The organism is Mesorhizobium sp. M1143 (genome assembly GCF_040318435.1).
In the GTDB taxonomy this organism is placed as follows: Bacteria; Pseudomonadota; Alphaproteobacteria; order Rhizobiales; family Rhizobiaceae; genus Mesorhizobium.
This window is the reverse complement of the sequence record NZ_JAMYMJ010000019.1, coordinates 45,001-65,516: the sequence shown is the minus strand read 5'-3', so window position 1 is coordinate 65,516 and position 20,516 is coordinate 45,001. Positions and strand designations below refer to the sequence as shown.

The following is a 20,516-nucleotide window of genomic DNA, read 5'->3' as shown; positions in this document are numbered from 1 at the left end:
CAGCGCGTTGATACAACAGCCGAGCCTGGCGGGGAAGCCAATACGCTACATGAGCGCCGGCTAAATTACTGTTGCTGGATTACCACAATAAACAACTTTGAAATCTTGTACGTGTAAAGCAAACAATCATGCTCGCTATACACTGGGATTCGGATAGTATTAGCGACGGAGCGTGTACTCGTCGGGGTTCGCAAGGGATGGAGACGACCGAGAAAACTCGGCAGATCAATGACATGGCGACGCACGGAAGAAGCTTCCGGGCGAATAGCAAGTATCGCCGGTCAGGTTTTTCCAGGCATCTCTGGAAGACGACTGCGCTGTCCACTCTGGCACTTGCCCTTACCGGCATAGCCGCCCATGCCGGCGACACCGGACTGTGGCAGCCGCAGGTCCGCGCCATCATCGGCGCCAACAACAATGGCGGCAACACGGCGATCGAGGGTTTCCTGCCGCTGAAGCAGAACCTCGAATCCGTTCTCTTTCTCGATGTGCGCTCGAAATACGATTTCGACGACGGCTTCGGCCAGGACGTCGGCCTCGGCGTTCGCCGCATCGTGAATCCGGATCTGATGATCGGCGGCTACGCCTATCTCAACATCCAGAACCACGACAGTCACCAGTTCGTCGCCTCGACGCTCGGCCTCGAGGCCATCACCTCAAAATACGATGCGCACGTAAACGTCTATCTGCCGATCAGCGGCGACCGCAGCACGGCCGGGCAAGAGTCGAGCCTGTCGCTGGTCGGTCATCAGCTGATCGAGCAGATATCGGCCATCGCCCACCGCGATTACGCGGCCTGGGGCATCGAGGGCGAGGTCGGCGTTCAGGTGCCGCTCAACCTGCCCGAGAACCATTCACTGCGTTTCGATGTCGGCGCCTACCATTTCGGCGATCCCGACGGCGACGACGGCAGCATCACCGGCGCCAAGGCCGGCCTGGAATATTCGATCGGCGACGTCATCGGCAAAGGCACGTCGCTGACCTTCACCGGCGAGGTGCGCAACGACAACCGCGATGACACCCAGTTCGCCGGCAGCATCCGGCTGACGGTGCCGCTCAACGCTTTCGACAAGGGCTCGTCTTCGGCCGATGACGGCGCCGAGCCGGTCTATCCGGTCAGCCCCGGCCTGCGCAAACGCGTCAACGAGCGCGTGCGTGGCGACATCGGCGTTCGCATCGAGAGCCAGGACAAAGTTACCGGCACGTCGACGCGGGTGGCGATCAATGCCGCCACCAACACGGCATTCGGCCAGTTCTTCTTTGCCGATGGTGACAACGACGCGCTCGGCCTCGGCACGATCGGCGACCCGACCACGCTCGACAATGCGGTCGCCGGCGCCGGCGCGAACGGCGTCGTCGTCGCGCTCGGCGGCAAGGGCAACATTACGACAGCCGGTGTGACGCTCGCCAACGGCCAGACCGTCATCGGCGGTGGCGGGGGCGTCCAGGCGCGGCTCGTCGACGGCAGCATCGGCACCTACAATTTTGGCGGATCCAACGGCACCCTCCAGGGCACCAACCCCGCCAACAACGTCCTGACGCTCGCCAACGGCAACACGCTGAGCGGCATCATCATCACAGGCGGCAAGGACGGCATCCTCGGCAACAACATCACCGGCGCCACGTTGACCAACGTCACGGTCACCGGCACCGGCGGCCACGGCGCCGACTTCACCGGTACATCGACCGGCGTCAATGGCTCGAACTTCACCGCGACCGGCAACGGCCTCGACGGACTGCACATCGAAGGCGACGGCACCTATAACCTCACCGGCACGACGCTGCTGCAGGGCAATGGCGACGACGGCCTGGATATAACCGGCCACGGCACCTACACTTTCGCCACCCTCAACTCGCTCGACAACAACGATGCCGGCATTACCGTGAAGGGCACCGGGGTCGCCGGCTCGATCGACATCAGCGGCGGCCAGGTGTCGGCCAACAAGGCGCTCGGCGACGACGGCGTCGGTGTCTTCATCGATCCGATCACCGCCCATATCGTGCTGGATTCGATCACCCAGACCGGCGGCGCATCGGGCGTCGTGCTCGAGAATCTTTCGGGCAGCTTCACCGTCAACGGCGCGACGACGATCTCGAACACGACCGGACCGGGCATCGCGATCACGGATTCGCCGGCCGCGATCCGCTTCGGCGACATCAACATCACCGATCCCGGCACCGACGGCATGGTGTTTACCGGCGTCAATGCGTCCGTCATCGCCGGCAACATCATCATCTCGGGGCTCGGCTCCAGCATCGGCCTCGACTTCTCCGGCAGCCAGACCAATTTCACGGCGCAGTCGCTGAACATAAACGGCACCGGCGGCACGACGTCCATCGGCATCGACCTTGTCCAGACCAACGGCGGCACGATCATCATCACCAATGGCGGCACCATCGCCAATGTCGGCACCGGCGTGCGGCTCGGCATTGCCGGCTCGCCGGCCGACACCGCCAACGCCCAATTCACCTTCGGTGGCGGCTCGATCGGCGGCAACCTCGCCTCGCTCGACGCACGCGGCCTCAATTCCGGTTCGGGCCAATACGCATTCGGCACGACGACGTTCAACGGGCCGCAACTGTTCGACCAGACGCAGCTGATCTTTGTCGCCGCAGGCGGCACAGGCGACGGTACCTCGCTTTCGGACCTGGCTTCGATCACCGACGCCGACAACAATACCGACGGCACCGCGATTTTCGTGCTGGTCAATCGCGGTGTCATCGACGACACCGACGGCTTTACGCTCGAAGCGGGGCAGACCCTGGCCTCTTTCGGCAACGGCCGCACCTTCTCGCTCGGCGGCCTGCCGATCAATGTGACCGGCGACAACGTCGATCACGGCAGCACCATCTCGGATGCGGCCGGTGCCGCAACGCTGACCGCTTCGGGCGGCGGCGACGTCGTCACGCTGGCCAACAATACCTCGCTCCAGGACTTCAACATCTCCGGCGGTACCGCCAACGGCATCCATGGCAGCGGCGTTACCGGCGTCGTGCTGACCGGCATGACCGTGTCGGGGGCCGCCCTCAATGGCGTGCTGTTCGATGGCGCCAACGACGTTTCCGGCAGCAATCTGAGCTCGACCGGTAATGGCGGCGCTGGGCTGTCGATCCAGGGCGACGGCACCTACAATTTCACCGGCACGACGACGGTGTCGGATAATGCCGGCGACGGCTTGCTGATCAACAGCAATGCCATCACCAGCTTCCAGACGCTCAACGCGACCAGCAATGGCGGCAGCGGCGTCCAGGCCACGTCAACTGGCACCGGCTCGCTTTCGATCGACGGCGGTACCGTCAACAACAACACCACATCCGCCTTTACGGCGTCGAATATCGGGCTCGGTGTCACGCTCTCCAACATCGGCCACGTCGGCGGCACAACCGGCGTCAGCCTTTCGGGCGTCAGCGGCAGCGTCAGCGTTACCGGCCCGACGACGATCGGCAGCACCACCGGCGACGGCATCTCGATCAGCGGCAGCACGGCAACGGTTGGCTTCAGCGGCGACGTTTTCATCGGCCAGGTGCTCGGCAATGGCATTGCGCTAAGCGGCAATACCGGGGCAGTCAGCTTCGGCTATGCGGAAATCAGCCAGGCCGGCCTCAACGGCATCGATATTGGGGGCAATACCGGGTTAGTCACATTCTCTGGCCCCACCATCGTTGTCATCGGTTCTGCCGATGGCAGCGCGGGCATCAACTTCAGCGGCACAAACAACGACGTCAGTTTCGGTACGACGACGGTGTTGCTCGGCGAAGGGCTGAACCAGACGGGCATTGACTTCAGCGGCTCGTCAACGACAGCCGATTTCGGGCTGACCAGCATTACCGGCACCGGCGACCTGACCTCGCGCGGCATCGACCTGTCGTCGACGACCGGCAACAAGACGATCACCTTCCTGCAGGGCTCCAAGATCGACAATGTCGGCGTCGGTGTCGAATTGTCGTCAGGCGGCACCACGGCCACGTCGGCCAACGCCAACTTCGCCTTCGGCGACGGCAATTCCGCCGATGGGCTGGAATCCTTCATCACCGCCGCAACCGGCGGCTACACTGTCAATACGATCGGGCTGGATCCGGCGCTCGGCAACTACGACTTCGACGATGTCGTCTTCACCGGCGATGCCCAACTGGCGGTAACTGTCGGCGGGGTCGTCATGATCTCACAGACAGGCGGCACTATTCACGCGGGCACGAACGGGCTGAGCGCCGATGTCACCACCGTGACGGCCGCCCAGGCCGATGCCATGGTTGGCACGCAGACCTTCGCCTTTGTCGGCATCGTCGACCTCAGCGCGACGCCGTTCACGCTCGATTCGGGACAGTCGATCACCGGTTTCGGCAACGGCAATTCCATCCTCACCTCCGGTACGTTCCAGCCGGTCAATGTGCAGGGCAATCTCGGCGCCACCGGCGGCAATGTCACCGGCGATGAGGGCGTGGTCAAGAGCACGGGCGACACCCTTCATCTGCTCGGCAGCAATCAGGTGCGCAACACCGCCTTCGACTACAGCGGCGGCAGCGGCTCGGTGTTCGTCATCGACCAGAGCGTGGGTGGCTTCAACAATTCCGGCGGCATCGTTATCGAAGGCGTCACCGTCAGCAATGTCGCTGCCGGCCAGACGGCGTTCAACGTCGACGGCCTCACCGGCAACCTGTCGATTATCAACAACAATATCAACGTTGCCGGCACGCTGCTCGATGTCGACGGCGGCAACGGCAACATTACGGTCACCCGCGGCACCTTGCCCAACAGCGCGACGCCCGGCACGCTGACCGGTGGCGGCATCGCAATCGCCAACCGCACCGGCGGCTTGGTCAACTTCACGGACAAGGCGACGATCGGCGGCAGCGGCGTATCGCTGACCAACAACACCGGCGCCACAATCACCTTCGCCGATGTCGACATCACCACGGACGCCGCAACGGCGTTCACTGCAACCGGAGGCGGCTCGGTCAACGTCACGACCGGAACGATCAATGCCACCAATGCGGGAGCGGTGGCGCTCGACGGCATTGCGGCCAACATCAATTTCGCCTCGACAAGCGCCAGCTTCAGTTCCGGCAGCGGCGTCGACCTGCAGCATCTGACCGGTACGGTCGCGCTCGGCACCGGCACGCTGACCAACACCGGTTCGGGTACAGCCTTCAATGTCGGCTCGGCGGCCGATCAGAGCGGCGGCAATGCAATCATCTCCTATGCTGGCACCATCGCCAGCAACGGCACCGGGGCCGCCGTCTCGATCCAGGAACTGACCGGCGGCTCGGTGACGCTGTCGGGCAATCTGACCGACGGCAACGCAGCCGATGGCGGCCAGATCTTCATCGGTGGCATCGCCAACGGCACGGCGGCGACCGTCACCTTCTCAGGAAGCAGCAAGAAGATAAGCTCTGGCGCGACGACAGCTGTACAGATCGGCTACACGGGCCCCCTCTCCGCCATCGTCCCGTATGACAACACGGACGGCACGATCAACTTCACCAATGGCGGCCTGGATATAACGACAACGACCGGAGAAGGCTTCGGCGCCGCCTTCGGCGGCACCGTCAGCGTCTCGGGCACCGCCAACAAGATCGCCGCCGGCGGAATTGGTCTGTTCATTGTCTTCGCCGACGTCGGCGCCGCCGGCGTCACCTTCGACAGCGTCTCGGCCGTATCGACATCGGACGCTGCCGGCGTCTTGCTGACAGGGTCCAATCTGGCGGGCGACGTCAACATTGGCGGCCTGAAAGATACCGGCTACATGGGCGCCTCGCTGAACGCCCTGCTCGGCACCGGTGCGGTGAATTTCACCGGCACGACCGATCTCGACGTCAGCTACCGAGGGTTCGATATCGGCGGCCCGCAAGTGGGCACCATAAACATCGCCAACGTCGCCGGCTCCACCCTGACCATCGACGGTGGGGAAGCCGGCATTGTCACGAACGGCCTCCAGGCAGGAATCATCAACGTTGGCGGCAATGGCGGCGTCGCCAGCATCGGCGCGACGACAAGCACCACCGGTGCGGCTATCGCCGTCAGCGGCGGTAACGACCTCATTCACGGCACGCTGAACTACAACGGCTCGATCAAGGTCGACACCGGCATGGTCGTGCAGGCCGTGGCCGACTGGAGCGAGCTCAACATGAGCGGTTCGGTCGTTTCGACTACGGCAGCAACTGGCATTGGTACGGCGGCCTTCGTCTTCACCGGCAACGCCAACGGCGTCTACAATATTTCAAGCACGATCGATCATACCGGCACGGGCATCGGCGTGCGGTTTGACGGATCGTCTAACGGGACGGCCACCTTCTCCGGTGCGTCGAAGATCTTCAACACCAGCAGCGGCACCAACGACGCGATCGTCAAGTTGCCCAGCATCAGCCCGACCCAGGGCATGGGCACGCTCAACTTCACCAATGGCGGCCTGGTCATCACCACCTCGAGCGGCGCCGGCTTCACCGCCAGCACTTTCGGCGCCGGCACGGTCAGCGTCAGCGGCACGGGCAACTCGATAACCACGACGGCAGGCACCGCGCTCAACCTCGACAACGCGACGGTCGGCGCCGGCGGCATCAATTTCAGCTCCATCTCGGTCAATGGAGCGGCGACCGGCGTTTCGCTCAACAATGTCAGCGGCGGCACGCTCAATCTCGGCACGGTGAACCTGCAAGGCATCACCTCGACCGGCGTCGACATTTCCGGCACGCTCGGCTCGACGGTAAACTTCGCCAGCCTGACCATCGCCATGCCCGGCGACAATTCGACCGGCATCACCTTCGCCGATGCAGTCGTCAACAGCATCTTCACGACTGGCGGTTTCACGCTCACCAGTGCTTCCTCGACCGGCACCACCGCCGTCAACCTGTCCAACACCACCGGCACCGGCACCATCCAGCTCGGCGATCCGAACACGGCCGGCGCATCCTCCACCATCGGCGGCGCCGGCGCCGGACCCGGCATCGGCTTCCAGTTCACCCCGACGACGGCGATCAACTTGATCTATGGCGACGGCGAAAGCGCGGTCGACAAGCTGTCGACGGTCAAGGCAATCGACATCCTCAATTCCACCGGCGTTTTCCCGGTCGGCGGCACCTATAATTTCCAGGATGTCGACGGCGCCAATGGCGGCTTCATCGGCGACCTCTCCGAGGCCCAGGGACCGACCACCTATTATGTCGACCAGGACGGCGACGGCGACGGCACCGCCGCCAATCCGGGCTCGATTGCCGGCGCGGAAGCGTCGGGCGCCTCGGTTGTCATCCTTGTCGACACGTCGCAGAACGGCACCAGCAACCTCATCGACATGATGCAGGCTCAGCAGAATGGCGGCGGCAACAACACGCTCAACCTTGCCGACGGCCAGATCCTGATCGGCCTCAAGGCCGGCGATTCCATCGATACCGCGCCGCTGGGCGCCGTCGGCGGCGGCCTCGGCGGCAATTTCAGCTTCAGCGGCATCAATGCGTCGACCGTCATCACGGCAGGGTCCAATGTCGACAGCGTGCTGGCGACGCTGACGACCGCGAGCGGCAACACTATCGATTTCTCCGGCAAGGCCGGCATCGAAAACGTCATCGTGCAGAACACCGGTGCGGGCCTTGGCATCTCCGGCACCAACATCACCGATCTTATCCTGCGCCGCGCCACGATCGCCGGCGGCACCGGTGGCGCCCTGTCGCTTACCGACGGCGCCGCTGCCAGCCAGATCGCACTGTCGAACCTGATCCTGTCGGCAACCGGCGGCGACATTGCCAAGGTTGACGGCACGGTCGGCGCCGGGCTGATGAAGGTCAGCGCCTTCTCCGACATCACGCTTCTGGGCAACAATGGCGAAACCGGCGGCTTTGGGGTGAGCGGTGTCACCTTCGATGCCGTTCCAGCGACCGTCGGCATCGACCAGGTCGACGGCGGCGCCTTCGTCGCCGGCACAAGCAGCAATGGCGTCGGCGGTTATGGCCTGACGCTGTCCGGTGTATCCGGCGATATCCAGTTCGACAGCATCACCGTCTACGGTGGCGTCAACGGCATCGCCTTCAATGGCGTTGACGCCACCGTCACGGTCAGCGGCGCCACCACCATCACCGGCACCACAGGCTTCGGCATCAGTGCGATCAACACCAATCCCGGCACTTTCAACTTCAACACGGTGACGGTGAACAACGTCGCGACGACCGGCGGCGGCATAAACTGGGTCAGCGGCAACCTCAACATCGCCGGCCTCGCCAACATCGACACGAGCAGCGGCGTCGGCTTCTCGCAAAGCGCCGGCACGGTGAACTTCCTCAACGGCCTGACCATCGATACCACCAGCGGCACCGGCATTGTCGGGACCGGTGGCGTTATGGGCATCACCGCTTCCGCTGCAGCCCAGACGGTAAATTCGACCAGCGGCCAGGCGATCAACCTCATCAACGTCGCCGCCAGCATTGCGCTCGACTCGACCTCGTCGGGCGGCGGCACCAACAATGTTGGCCTGGCCAATGTCACCGGAACAGTCAGCCTCGGATCCGGCGCATTGAGCGGCGCTTCGGGCGTCGCATTCCAGCTCACCGGCGGTGCTGCGACCGTCAGCTATGGCGGCACGGTCACCAAGACCACCGCCGGCAAGATCGTCGACATCTCCGGCGTCACCGGCGGCACGGTCACACTGTCCGGCGCGCTTAGCGCCACCGGCGGTTTCGACAATGGTATTTATGTCCACGGCAACTCCGGCGGGACCATCACTCTCAGCGGTGGCACGAAGACGCTGACCACTGGCGCCAATACGGCGGTCGACTTGACGACCAACACCGGCGCGACGATCAACTTCGATACGGGTGGCCTGGTGATTACCACCACCTCCGGCACGGGCTTCAACGCCAGCGGCGGTGGCACGGTCAGCGTCGGCGCGCTCCTCAGCGACAACAGCATCACCACGACGGCCGGCGGCACCGCGTTGAACCTCAATGGCGTTACGATTGGCGCTGAGGGCATGAATTTCGACAGTGTTTCGGCCACTGCCGCCGCAACCGGCATCTCGCTGACCAATATCGCCTCGTCGGGCGGCGGCGCCATCATTCTCGGCACGGTCAACCTGCAAGGCATCACCACGCGTGGTGTCGATGTTTCCGGCGCGCTTGGCGCGGCGCTGTCCTTCAACGATCTCGACATCGGCCTGAACAGCACCACGGGCGTGGCCTTCGACCTCAACGGTGCCACCATCAATGCGGCGGTGACGGCCAATGACTTCGATGTCACCAATGCCGCCGCCGCCGGCACCTCGATAGGCGTCGACCTGCGTGGCACCACTGGCGGCCAGACGGTACGCCTCGGCGATGCCGTTGTCGGCGGCGCCAGCTCCAGCATTGCCGGCGTCAACACCGGCGTGTTCCTCAACAGCGCCACCAACCTCGCTTTCACCTATGGCGACGGCGAATCGGTGACCGACCAGCTCTCGACCATCGGCGCCAATGTAGGCATCGACGCATCCAGTGCGCCGGTTGCCGGCACCTACAATTTCCAGGATGTGAACTTCCAGTCGGCTCCCGGCCTGGGCTTCGGAGTCGGCAAGGTCTATTTCGTCGGCGCGTCCGCGACCGGTGACGGCAGCGGTCGCGACCAGAACAATCTCGCGACGCTGGCCACCGCCGAAGCAGCAGCCGTGGCGACGGACATCCTGGTTCTCGTCAACGATGGCGGCACCATCACCGCGGCAGGCAGCAATGGCAACGACACGCTGGCTCTCGCCACCGTCGAGCAGGTGCGCGGCTTCGGCAACGGCAACATCAATCTGGCGCTGACGGTACCCTCCACCATCCAGCTCGCCAGCAACAGCATCTCGATCATCGACCAGACGCCCAATGGCGCCGCGACGCTGACGACGAGCGCCGGCAACAATGTCATCACGCTCGGCGCCAGCGGCAACATCATCGACGGCTTCATCCTGAATGGCAGCCCGGCGGGTGCCGCGCGTGGCGTCAAGGACAATGGCGCGGGTGCTGCGAATACCGTCATCAGCAACATGACCATCAGCAATTTCGCCACGCAGGGTATCGAGATTACCCCGTCGAACAGCACGACGATCAACAACGTTACTTTCTCCGGCAACGCCAGCGATGTGTGGCTGAACGCGTCCAACACCACCATCACCAACGTCACCAGCACCGGCGCCACCGGCATTGCCTTCAGGCTCGACAACACCGCCGGCACGACGACGCTGACCAACGTCAACATCACCACCGCAGCGACCGGCACCGGCATCGCCTTCGGCGGCGCGTCGGGCGCTGGCGGCACGATTGCCGGTATCAATGTCGATATATCGGGCGGCAGCGGCCTTTCGGTGACCGGCGGCAACGCGGTGATCAGCTTCGACGGCGCCAGCTCCATCATCAGCACGTCGGGCGCGGCGGCCACGATCTCGACCCGCGCTGGCGGCAGCTTCACCTTCGCCGGCTCGGTGATCGCCAACGGCGCTGCGAGCGGCATCAGCATTTCCGGCGCGACGGCGGCCAATACGGTGAGCTTCACCGGTACGGTCGATCTCGGCACCACGACGCCGATGACCGGCACCGCAGTCGCAATCAACAACGGCGCCACGGCCTCGACCGTCAGCTTCGCAAACCTCGACATCGTCACAAGCGGCACCACCGGATTCAGCGCCAGCAATGGCGGCACGGTCAATGTCACGACCGGCACGGTGAGCTCCACTTCCGCGCAGGCGGTCAAACTCAACGGCATCGCCACCACCGGCATCAATTTCACCTCGACCAATTCGACCGGCGGAACCAACAACGTGTCGCTGACCAATGTCACCGGCGCCGGCACTGTCAGCCTCGGCTCCGGTGCGCTCGGCGGCGCGACCGGCGCGGCCTTCCTGGTCACCGGCGGCTCGGCCAATGTCAGCTATGCCGGCTCGGTCACCAAGACCACGGCCGGAAACGTCGTCAGCATCTCCACCCGTACCGCCGGCACCACGACATTGTCGGGCACTCTCAGCGCCACCAGCGGCGTGGCCAACGGGATCCTCGTCAACGCCAACACCGGCGGCACGATCAACTTCTCCGGCGCCAGCAAGATACTGACCACCGGCGCCAACAATGCCGTCGACCTGACGGCGAACACCAACACGGCGGTCAACTTCACCGGCGGCGGCCTGGCCATTACCACCACCTCCGGCACCGGCTTTAACGCCACGAGCAACGGCACTGGTACCGTGACCGTTGTCGGCTCGGGCAACACGATTTCGACCGGCAGCGGCGTCGCCGTCAACATGGACACCGTCGCTATCGGTGCGGGCGGCGTGACCTTCGCTTCCACGAACAAAGGCGCCGGCGGCACCAGCGCCGTCATCCTCGACACCGTCACCGGTGCCGGAGCGATCGATCTCGGCACCGGCGCGCTGGTCGGCGGCACCAGTGCCGTGATCCGCATCGGCGACGGCGCCGGGACTGCCAACAGCGGCGGCACGGCGGCGTTCACCTATGCCGGCGCGATCACCAGCGGCAGCACCGGCCAGGCGGTCAACATCCAGGATCGCGCCCTGACCGCCGGCAACATCACCCTGTCGGGCAACATCACGCATAATGCGGCGGGCCAGATCGGCATCCTGCTGGACGACAATGTCGCCGGCATCATCACCTTCTCCGGCGCGTCGAAATCGATCACCTCGACCACGGCGGCTGGCGTCAGCCTGAGCGACAATGCCGGCGCGACGATCAACTTCACCAATGGCGGGCTGGTCATCGCCACGACCAGCGGCGCCGGTTTCAGCGCCACCGGCCCCGGTCCGGCAGCCACCACCGGCGGCACGATGACGGTGCAGGGCACCGGCAACACCATCGTGTCCGGCACGGGCACGGCCCTTAATGTCGCCAACACGACGATCGGCGCCGGCGACGTGACGTTCAGGAGCATTGCGTCCAATGGTGCAGCCAACGGCATCGTGCTCAACAACACCGGCACCAGCGGCAATCTGGTGGTGACCGGCACCGGCGCGACGGGGGGCAGCGGCGGCACGATCCAGAACTCGACCGGCGATGGCGTCAGCCTGACCGACACTCAGGATGTCAGCCTGAGCAACATGATTATCAGCGACAATGCGGGCAACGGCATAAAGGGCCTGCGCGTCAACGGTGTGGTGCTCAACGGTCTGACCCTGAACAGCAATGCCGATGCCAACACCGAGTCCGGAATCCTGTTCAACGAACTTACCGGCAACGCCTCGCACGTCACCACGTTCACCAACCTCACGGTCTCCAACTCATTCACCCATAACGTGCAGGTCATCAATTCCGGCGGCACGTTGGCGAACCTGGTGGTGAGCGGCGGCACGTTCTCGAACAACGGCGCCTCAAACAATGCCGGCAGCGACTTCATCTTCGAGGCGGACGGCGCCGGTGTCGCCGGCGCGCCGACGATGACGCTGACCGTCGACGGCGCAACCTTCACCGGCAACAACGCCTATCCCGGACCGGGAGTCATCCCTGGAACCGGTCTGTTCGTCATTGCCAATGACGGCACCGTCAACGCTCACATCGGCGAGACCACGGGAAATCTATTCAACAATCTGAACAACGGCATCAACCTTACCCAGAGCAGCAATTCCGGCGCCGGCACGGGCGGCAATCTGAATTTCACCGTCCGGAACAACACCGTCACCAACAGCGACTCGACGGCCATCAACGTGTTCAGCAGCGGCGACCTCGCACGGACGCTTGACGGCACAATCGCCAACAACGTCATCGGTACGCAAGGCGTAGCAACCTCGGGATCGCGAACCGGCAACGGCATCAGGGTTGGGCATGAAAGCCTCGGCGTCGCCAAGGTGCTGATCGACAACAACATTATCCAGAGCATCGGCGTCAACGGCATAAGCGGTGGCGACAGCGTCTCGATCACGCAGCTCGTGCAGCCGGGCACCGTGCACGCGACGGTCACCAACAACACCATTCGCGACAATGCCGACAGCCGCGGCATCACGGTCACCGCCACATTTGCCGGCGCTATCATCAATGCCGACGTTCATGCCAACACCATCACCAACGTCAACAACGCCAATGCCATCCGCTTCCTCGCGGACGGCCTCGGCGGCGCCGACGGCACGATCAACGTACCGCAGGCGAGCGAGGCCGGTATCGAAACCATCAATGGCGGGGCAACGGCGCTGACGGACACCCGGACGTTCTTCAACCAGCCGCTGCCACTGCTGCCTGCCGCGACACCGTAGTCAGCAACCTTGGATTCGTCCTAGGAAATATATTTTATGAATCTGATATCGACTTGTTGTCTTACTTAGGCATAATACAAGAATTCAGACAGTAAGCGGCCAACGGAGGGGACGGGGATGAGTGAGCCTTATTTAGGTGAAGTCAAGATCATTTCCTGGAACTATGCACCGCGCGGCTGGGCATTTTGTAACGGCCAGTTGTTGCCGCTTAACCAGAACCAGCCATTGTTCTCACTTCTTGGCACCAGGTACGGCGGCAACGGCCAGACAAATTTTGCCCTTCCGGATATGAGGGGACGTGCGCCGGTTCATACGGGCGGCCCTATCGGTGCAATTGTCGGCGGCCAGGGCGGCGAAGAGTTTCACACGCTCACGCTCGGCGAAATGCCGACACACAACCATTTCGTCAACGCATCGAACACTGCCGGCAACGTCAACAATCCATCCGGCGCGCTGTTGGGGGCGAACGCCAGCCCGATCTATCAGCCGCCTGGCAGCGCGGTGGCTATGGCGAAGGAAAACATCACTTTCGTCGGTGGCGGCCAGCCGCATGAGAACAGATCGCCCTATCTCGTCTTGAATTTCATCATTGCCCTGCAAGGCATATTCCCGTCGCGAAATTAAGAGGACGCTTCGATGAGCCAACCTTTTGTCGGCGAGATCAGGATGTTCGGTGGCAATTTCCCTCCGAATGGCTGGGCGTTCTGCCAAGGCCAGTTGATGCCGATCTCCGAGAACGAAACCTTGTTCAATCTGATCGGTACGACTTATGGCGGCGACGGGGAGGAAACATTCGCCCTGCCCAACCTCGCATCCCGCATCCCCGTCCATGCTGGCAAGGGCCCGCTGGTCAGCCAGACCTATATCATCGGAGAACTGGGCGGGGTCGAATCCGTCACTGTTTCAACCCAACAAATGCCGAACCATTCCCATACCTGGACCGGTTCGTCGAATATCGCCAAGAATCCGGGTCCGTCCGGCGGTGTCCTGGCGACATCGAGCCTGCTGACGCCCTATGTGGGTATCGCACCTGATGGCAACATGGCCGCCGGAGCCATTTCGCCGGCCGGCGGCAGCCAGCCTCACGACAATATGGTGCCGTTCCTCGCCGTCAGTTTCATCATCTCGCTATTTGGCATCTTCCCCCAGCAAAGCTAGAGACTTGCCATGACCAATCCGTTCGTCGCCGAAATTCGAATTTTTGCCGGAGATTTCGCCCCGACGGGGTGGGCGACCTGCGATGGCCAGCTCCTGCCAATCTCGCAGAATACGGCGCTGTTTTCGCTGCTGGGCACAGTTTACGGCGGCGACGGCAAGTCGACCTTCGCGTTGCCGAATATGGCTGGCTCCGCGCCCATGGGGCAAGGACAGGGCAATGGCTTGTCGGAGCGGTTTCTCGGCGAGACGGGTGGCGAAACGTCCGTCACCCTTCTGCAAACGGAAATGCCGCAACATAATCATTTTGTCGCGATATCCACCGAGAGTGGCGCCCAGGGAACTCTTACCGATGCGGTTGTTCTGGGGAAGTCGGGGGGCGGAACGCTTTATCAGAACAACACTTCGCAAAATCTGGTCCAGATGGACCCCCAGGCACTGAGCATAACGGGCAGTACGTTGCCTCACAACAACCTGCCTCCCTATCTGGCGATGACGTTCATCATTGCCATGCAAGGCGTTTATCCGGCGCGTCCGTAAGCGCCACTCCATGATCCAGCTTCCGATTGTGGACAACGGGCCTGTTATATTTTGCTGGGTGCGCGCGGCGCGGATTGATCTGACGTTCCGCCCGATGGCGGACGCCGATCTGCCGTTCCTGTCGGCGCTCTACGCCTCGACCCGCGCCGAAGAACTTGCCGTCACGCCGTGGAGCGACGCGCAGAAAACGGCGTTCCTCGACATGCAGTTTCAAGCGCAGCACGCGCATTACCAGAAATACTATCCCAACGCCGACTGGCTGGTGATCGAGCAGGCAAGGCAAGATATCGGTCGCCTGTATATCGAGCGCTCGGCGAGCGAGCATTGCATCATAGATATCGCCTTCCTGCCGGCGCATCGCGGCAAGGGGTCTGGCGGTGCGTTGCTCGCCGATCTCATCGATGAGGCCGCCGCCGTCGGCAAGTCGGTCTCGATCCATGTCGAGAAGAACAATCCAGCGCGGCGGCTCTACAAACGCCTCGGCTTCACCGTTGCCGAGGACAAGGGCGTCTACGACCTGATGATCCGTTCGCCGTAAGGGCCGTGCCGGTCGTCACGTGCCGCGATACCAGGAGACGATGGTGAAACGTTCGTTGCACGTGACCGGGGTGACTTCATGCGTCGTTTCCGAGCGAAAGGCGACGAGAGAGCCCGGCAATGCCGGCATGGCAATGCGCAGGTCCGGGCCGCTGTAAGGCCCATGCAGGACCAGCGAGCCGCCTGCATAGCTTTCTGGCGAAGGGTTGTCCGATGGACGGTTGAGAAAGATCACCACCGAGATCTTTCGGAACCGCGACTCGTCGTGAATGAGCGGCGTGTTGCCATCCTGGTGCGGCACAAAGAAATCGCCTTGCCGATAGTGAAGGAACTGAGGTTTCTCGACCTGGCCGAGCAGCAGCCCGAAATGCCGCTCCAGAGCCGCCTTCTGCTGCGCCAACAGGGCACTCACTCGTTCTTCAGTGGCCTGCGAAACATCGGCGCGCACGGTCTTTCGGATCTCCGGCCATGCCATCTTCTGGTCGGCACGCCCCAGCAGGCCGGCCGGACGGCCCAGGGCCGCCCGAATTTCCGCGCACAGTGCGCTACACGCCGCTCCGTCAAATACGTCCGCAATCTCGATATAGTCGATCATATGTCGAGCCGCCGCGCTGCCAAATCGCCCTGATGGCCGGAGCGTCCCCGTGGTCCGATCCGGCCGAAAAAAATCAGTTGAATACCGCCTCGTAAAGCCGCCCTGCCTCATCGGCAGCGATCGGCACGATGAAGATCTCATGGGCGCCGCTTTTGCCGTTGAACCGATAGATAGCCTGCGGCAGCGCCGCGTCGCGCGGCCCCCTGAACAGCAGCGTGAAGCCACCGCCGTCGCGCGGGCTGTTGGCAATGGGCTGCACCGCGCTCAGTTCCATCGTGAGCGTCTGACCGCCGGCTTCGACGGAAAAGCTCTGCCCCTGCTCGAAATCCGAAAGCGATGCCATGCGCCTGCCCTGGTTCGTCTGTCTTTCAGACGGCTCTCTTGAGATGTCTATCCCGTCAGCCAATCTCGCCGCTTCATGGCGTGCTGTCTATAGAGCTCGATCTCCAGAAGTACAAAAGAGCACGATCAAACAAACAGATAGATTTATCTTGGCCACGTAGGGTGAAGCAGCCGTCAACGCGTTGCGCACCGGCAGCCACTGGCCTAAACCGGAATGGTATAAGAGGAGAACACTAGGGATGACTGACGCGAAAACAGACACGGCCCCGGCCGGAAGCACCGCGACCAACGCGCTGCCGCTGTTCTACAAAAAACCCGAGGCGCTCAATCCGCTGCGGCACGGCTCACTCGGCCTTACGGCGCGGGCCGATTTCTCCTTTGCCCGCACCGCGCACGCCATCTCCGTCGTCGCATCGGAAATGCCGGCGGCGATGCGCTCCTATCCGATCGTTTTCATTGGCGACGCCAAGGCGCCTGTCATCATCACCGGTCTGCGCCAGGACCAGAACCTGTTCGTAGGCGCCGACGGCAAATGGGCGGAGCCGCATTACATTCCCGCCTATGTCCGCCGTTACCCCTTCATCCTCGCCGATGAATCGAAAACGACCGGCCGCCTGACGTTGTGCATCGACCGTGCCAGCGAACGCGTCGTCGAGCAGATGCCTTCGTCCAAGGACAGCGACGAGATCACGCCCTTCTTCGACGGCAACGAGCCGGCCGAGGCCTCGAAGCAGGCGCTCGCCTTCTGCAGCCAGTTCCAGACCGACTTCAATGCGACTCGCGCCATGATCGACAAGATCGACGCGCACGGCCTGTTCGCGCCGCGGCAGAGCAAGGTGACGCTGGAGGGCGGCGAGACCCTCAACCTCACCGACTTTCAGGTGATCGACGAGCCGGCCTTCAACAAATTGAGCGACGAGGCGTTTCTCGATCTCAGGAAATCCGGCGCGCTTGCGCTGCTCTATTGCCATCTCGCCTCGAGCAACAGCTGGACCTCGCTGGTCTTCCAGGCGTCATTGCGGCGAGCTGGCTGACGCGGCCCGCGACGAAAAGCTTCGGCAAGGCGCGGGTTGTTTAAATCAACGGTTCGCGCCTTCGTACGACGATCTCTCCGCCGCTCGAATCATGCTGTTGTCGTGCAGATCGCTTGCCATGACGGGCTGGCGAACTCCCAATGCTCGACGTGTAGCTCTCGCCGAAATGCGCCGAGGCGGCATCACCCCCCGGTTCGCGGACCTGTCAATAAAGTCGAGCACGCCAGCCTTGCTGCCCTCCTCGATCGTTGAATAGCCGGTCGCGGCCATCGATCACGGTCCGAACGCAAAAAGCCCGCGTGAAGCGGGCTTTTTTTGTTGGTTGCGGGGACAGGATTTGAACCTGTGACCTTCAGGTTATGAGCCTGACGAGCTACCGGGCTGCTCCACCCCGCGTCACCTCCAGGGCAAGCTCTTGCTTGCTCCGGACTCTCCAGGGCAAGCTCTTGCCTGCTCCGGATCTGAAGCAAGCGTTTGCTTGCTTATCTGGACGTAAGCCTGGGCCTATGAACAGGATGGCTTACACATAGGTATATGGCTGACCAAATGAAAGGGCCGCTTGCGCGGCCCGTGATCCCTTGGCGGGCCTTTTCGTAGAGAGAAGATTTCAGTTTCATCCGGTTTGCGGATGAGAGTTCAACGTGCGTTTTGCAGACCTGGCAGCGACCTACTCTCCCGCGTCTTGAGACGAAGTACCATCAGCGCTGGAGCGTTTCACGGCCGAGTTCGGAATGGGATCGGGTGCAGCCGCTCCGCCATAACCACCAGGTCGGCAAAACGCACGTTATATCGAGAAGCTGTTTTTTCGTGCCAAGGCGACGTTTGTGTTTTGCTTACGGGCGTAAGCCCGCAAGCGCGACTGCGCGTCGCCGGTTTTCCGGCGCCCTCGCGGAGCATAGGCCCTGTAAGGGCCGCTCATGCGTGAGCGCTGGTCAGATCATCGTGTTTCACGATGAGCATAAGGAATGAGAACGATCAAGCCGATCGAACTATTAGTACCGGTAAGCTTCAAGCGTTGCCGCTCTTCCACACCCGGCCTATCAACGTGGTCGTCTTCCACGGTTCTCAGGGAATACTCGTTTTAAGGTGGGTTTCCCGCTTAGATGCCTTCAGCGGTTATCCCGTCCGGATATAGCTACCCTGCTATGCGGCTGGCGCCACAACAGGTCCACCAGAGATCCGTCCATCCCGGTCCTCTCGTACTAGGGACAGATCCTTTCAATATTCCTACACCCACGGCAGATAGGGACCGAACTGTCTCACGACGTTCTGAACCCAACTCACGTACCGCTTTAAATGGCGAACAGCCATACCCTTGGGACCTGCTCCAGCCCCAGGATGCGATGAGTCGACATCGAGGTGCCAAACAACCCCGTCGATATGGACTCTTGGGGGTCATCAGCCTGTTATCCCCGGCGTACCTTTTATCCGTTGAGCGATGGCCCTTCCACGCGGGACCACCGGATCACTATGACCGACTTTCGTCTCTGCTCGACTTGTCAGTCTCGCAGTCAGGCAGGCTTATGCCATTGCACTCAGCGAACGATTTCCGACCGTTCTGAGCCCACCATCGCGCGCCTCCGTTACTCTTTAGGAGGCGACCGCCCCAGTCAAACTACCCACCATACATTGTCCCGGACCCGGATAACGGGCCGCGGTTAGACATCCATAGTAATAAGGGTGGTATTTCAAGGGTGGCTCCACCTGAGCTGGCGCCCAGGTTTCAAAGCCTACCACCTATCCTACACATGCCACTACGAATGCCAATGTAAAGCTATAGTAAAGGTGCACGGGGTCTTTCCGTCTAACCGCAGGAACCCCGCATCTTCACGGGGAATTCAATTTCACTGAGTCTATGCTGGAGACAGCGGGGAAGTCGTTACGCCATTCGTGCAGGTCGGAACTTACCCGACAAGGAATTTCGCTACCTTAGGACCGTTATAGTTACGGCCGCCGTTTACTGGGGCTTCGATTCAGAGCTTGCACCCCTCCTCTTAACCTTCCAGCACCGGGCAGGCGTCAGACCCTATACGTCGTCTTGCGACTTCGCAGAGCCCTGTGTTTTTGATAAACAGTCGCTACCCCCTGGTCTGTGCCACCCTCCTCTACTTGCGTAGAAAAGGGTCACGCTTCTTCCGAAGTTACGCGTGCAATTTGCCGAGTTCCTTCAGCATAGTTCTCTCAAGCGCCTTGGTATACTCTACCTGACCACCAGTGTCGGTTTCGGGTACGGTTTATAAGGAGGAGCTATTTCCTGGAACCGCTCCGCTGCCCGTTCAATCCGATAAGATTGGACAACTTGTGCGATCCGTCACTACCTCCAAGCCCACGAATATTAACGTGGTTCCCATCGACTACGCGTTTCCGCCTCGTCTTAGGGGCCGGCTAACCCTGCTCAGATTAGCTTTAAGCAGGAACCCTTGGTCTTTCGGCGGGGGAGTCTCTCACTCCCCTTACGTTACTCATGTCAGCATTCGCACTTCTGATACCTCCACCACCCCTCACGGGTATGGCTTCGTCAGCTTACAGAACGCTCCGCTACCGCTTGGCCCTTGCGGACCAAACCCTAAGCTTCGGTGTATGGCTTTAGCCCCGTTACATTTTCGGCGCAAAGACCCTTATTTAGACCAGTGAGCTGTTACGCTTTCTTTAAATGATGGCTGCTTCTAAGCCAACATCCTGGTTGTTTTGGGATCCTCACATCCTTTCCCACTTAGCCATAACTTGGGGACCTTAGCTGTAGGTCAGGGTTGTTTCCCTTTTCACGACGGACGTTAGCACCCGCCGTGTGTCTGCCGACTAGTACTCCCAGGTATTCGGAGTTTGGTTAGGTTTGGTAATCCGGTGAGGACCCCTAGCCCATCCAGTGCTCTACCCCCTGGGGTATTCGGTCGACGCTCTACCTAAATAGATTTCGCGGAGAACCAGCTATTTCCGAGTTTGATTGGCCTTTCACCCCTAGCCACAAGTCATCCCGAACTATTGCAACAGTTATGGGTTCGGTCCTCCAGTAAGTGTTACCTTACCTTCAACCTGCTCATGGCTAGATCACTCGGTTTCGGGTCTAATGCGACGAACTGAACGCCCTGTTCAGACTCGCTTTCGCTGCGCCTACACCTAGCGGTT

Annotated in this window: 8 protein-coding genes, 1 tRNA gene and 2 rRNA genes (1 of these 11 running past the window's edge); 6 read left to right on the top strand and 5 right to left on the bottom strand. The window is 62.0% G+C overall.

Annotated elements, in window-relative coordinates; genetic code table 11:
- Positions 1–233: 233 nt before the first annotated feature.
- From NKH35_RS15480 to NKH35_RS15460, 5 genes are all read left to right on the top strand, one after another.
- A complete protein-coding gene (locus NKH35_RS15480) occupies positions 234–13,187 on the top strand; it encodes an inverse autotransporter beta domain-containing protein (protein ID WP_352915211.1) in 12,954 nt (4,317 codons plus the stop codon).
- 117 nt (positions 13,188–13,304) lie between these two features.
- Positions 13,305–13,811: a phage tail protein gene (locus NKH35_RS15475; RefSeq protein WP_023672955.1), complete on the top strand. Its 507-nt coding sequence runs from the start codon at positions 13,305–13,307 to the stop codon at positions 13,809–13,811.
- A 12-nt stretch (positions 13,812–13,823) separates the two neighbouring features.
- Positions 13,824–14,345: a phage tail protein gene (locus NKH35_RS15470; protein WP_023672956.1), complete on the top strand. Its 522-nt coding sequence runs from the start codon at positions 13,824–13,826 to the stop codon at positions 14,343–14,345.
- A 9-nt stretch (positions 14,346–14,354) separates the two neighbouring features.
- The gene (locus NKH35_RS15465) at positions 14,355–14,882 is read left to right on the top strand and encodes a phage tail protein (protein ID WP_023686661.1); all 528 of its coding nucleotides are present in this window, start codon (positions 14,355–14,357) and stop codon (positions 14,880–14,882) included.
- 10 nt (positions 14,883–14,892) lie between these two features.
- Positions 14,893–15,420, top strand: coding sequence for a GNAT family N-acetyltransferase (locus NKH35_RS15460; RefSeq protein WP_023833000.1), 528 nt, complete (start codon positions 14,893–14,895; stop codon positions 15,418–15,420).
- Positions 15,421–15,435: 15 nt separating this feature from the next.
- Here NKH35_RS15460 and NKH35_RS15455 read toward each other — a convergent pair whose 3' ends face one another.
- Entirely contained in the window at positions 15,436–16,014 is a 579-nt protein-coding gene (locus NKH35_RS15455; protein WP_352915208.1) for a 2OG-Fe(II) oxygenase, read from the bottom strand.
- 73 nt (positions 16,015–16,087) lie between these two features.
- Positions 16,088–16,357, bottom strand: a complete 270-nt coding sequence (locus NKH35_RS15450; protein ID WP_023672960.1) for a DUF6916 family protein — start codon at positions 16,355–16,357, stop codon at positions 16,088–16,090.
- A gap of 238 nt (positions 16,358–16,595) precedes the next feature.
- Here NKH35_RS15450 and NKH35_RS15445 point away from each other — a divergent pair, with 238 nt between their 5' ends.
- On the top strand, positions 16,596–17,390 hold the full coding sequence (locus NKH35_RS15445; RefSeq protein WP_352915206.1) for a SapC family protein: 795 nt from the start codon (positions 16,596–16,598) through the stop codon (positions 17,388–17,390).
- Positions 17,391–17,709: 319 nt separating this feature from the next.
- On the opposite strand, the gene NKH35_RS15440 is transcribed toward NKH35_RS15445, so the two are convergent.
- From NKH35_RS15440 to NKH35_RS15430, 3 genes are all read right to left on the bottom strand, one after another.
- Positions 17,710–17,786, bottom strand: a tRNA-Met gene (locus NKH35_RS15440).
- Between the two features lie 258 nt (positions 17,787–18,044).
- Positions 18,045–18,159 (bottom strand): 5S ribosomal RNA (gene rrf / locus NKH35_RS15435).
- Positions 18,160–18,361: 202 nt separating this feature from the next.
- Positions 18,362–20,516: ribosomal RNA gene (locus NKH35_RS15430) — 23S ribosomal RNA — on the bottom strand; it runs 647 nt beyond the window's last position.

Excerpts from the sequence above, each read along its gene's own strand:
- NKH35_RS15475 (WP_023672955.1), top strand. The coding sequence starts at position 13,305 with ATGAGTGAGCCTTATTTAGGTGAAGTCAAGATCATTTCCTGGAACTAT.
- NKH35_RS15450 (WP_023672960.1), bottom strand. The coding sequence starts at position 16,357 with ATGGCATCGCTTTCGGATTTCGAGCAGGGGCAGAGCTTTTCCGTCGAA.
- NKH35_RS15470 (WP_023672956.1), top strand. The coding sequence starts at position 13,824 with ATGAGCCAACCTTTTGTCGGCGAGATCAGGATGTTCGGTGGCAATTTC.
- NKH35_RS15465 (WP_023686661.1), top strand. The coding sequence starts at position 14,355 with ATGACCAATCCGTTCGTCGCCGAAATTCGAATTTTTGCCGGAGATTTC.
- NKH35_RS15480 (WP_352915211.1), top strand. The coding sequence starts at position 234 with ATGGCGACGCACGGAAGAAGCTTCCGGGCGAATAGCAAGTATCGCCGG.
- NKH35_RS15460 (WP_023833000.1), top strand. The coding sequence starts at position 14,893 with ATGATCCAGCTTCCGATTGTGGACAACGGGCCTGTTATATTTTGCTGG.
- NKH35_RS15455 (WP_352915208.1), bottom strand. The coding sequence starts at position 16,014 with ATGATCGACTATATCGAGATTGCGGACGTATTTGACGGAGCGGCGTGT.
- NKH35_RS15445 (WP_352915206.1), top strand. The coding sequence starts at position 16,596 with ATGACTGACGCGAAAACAGACACGGCCCCGGCCGGAAGCACCGCGACC.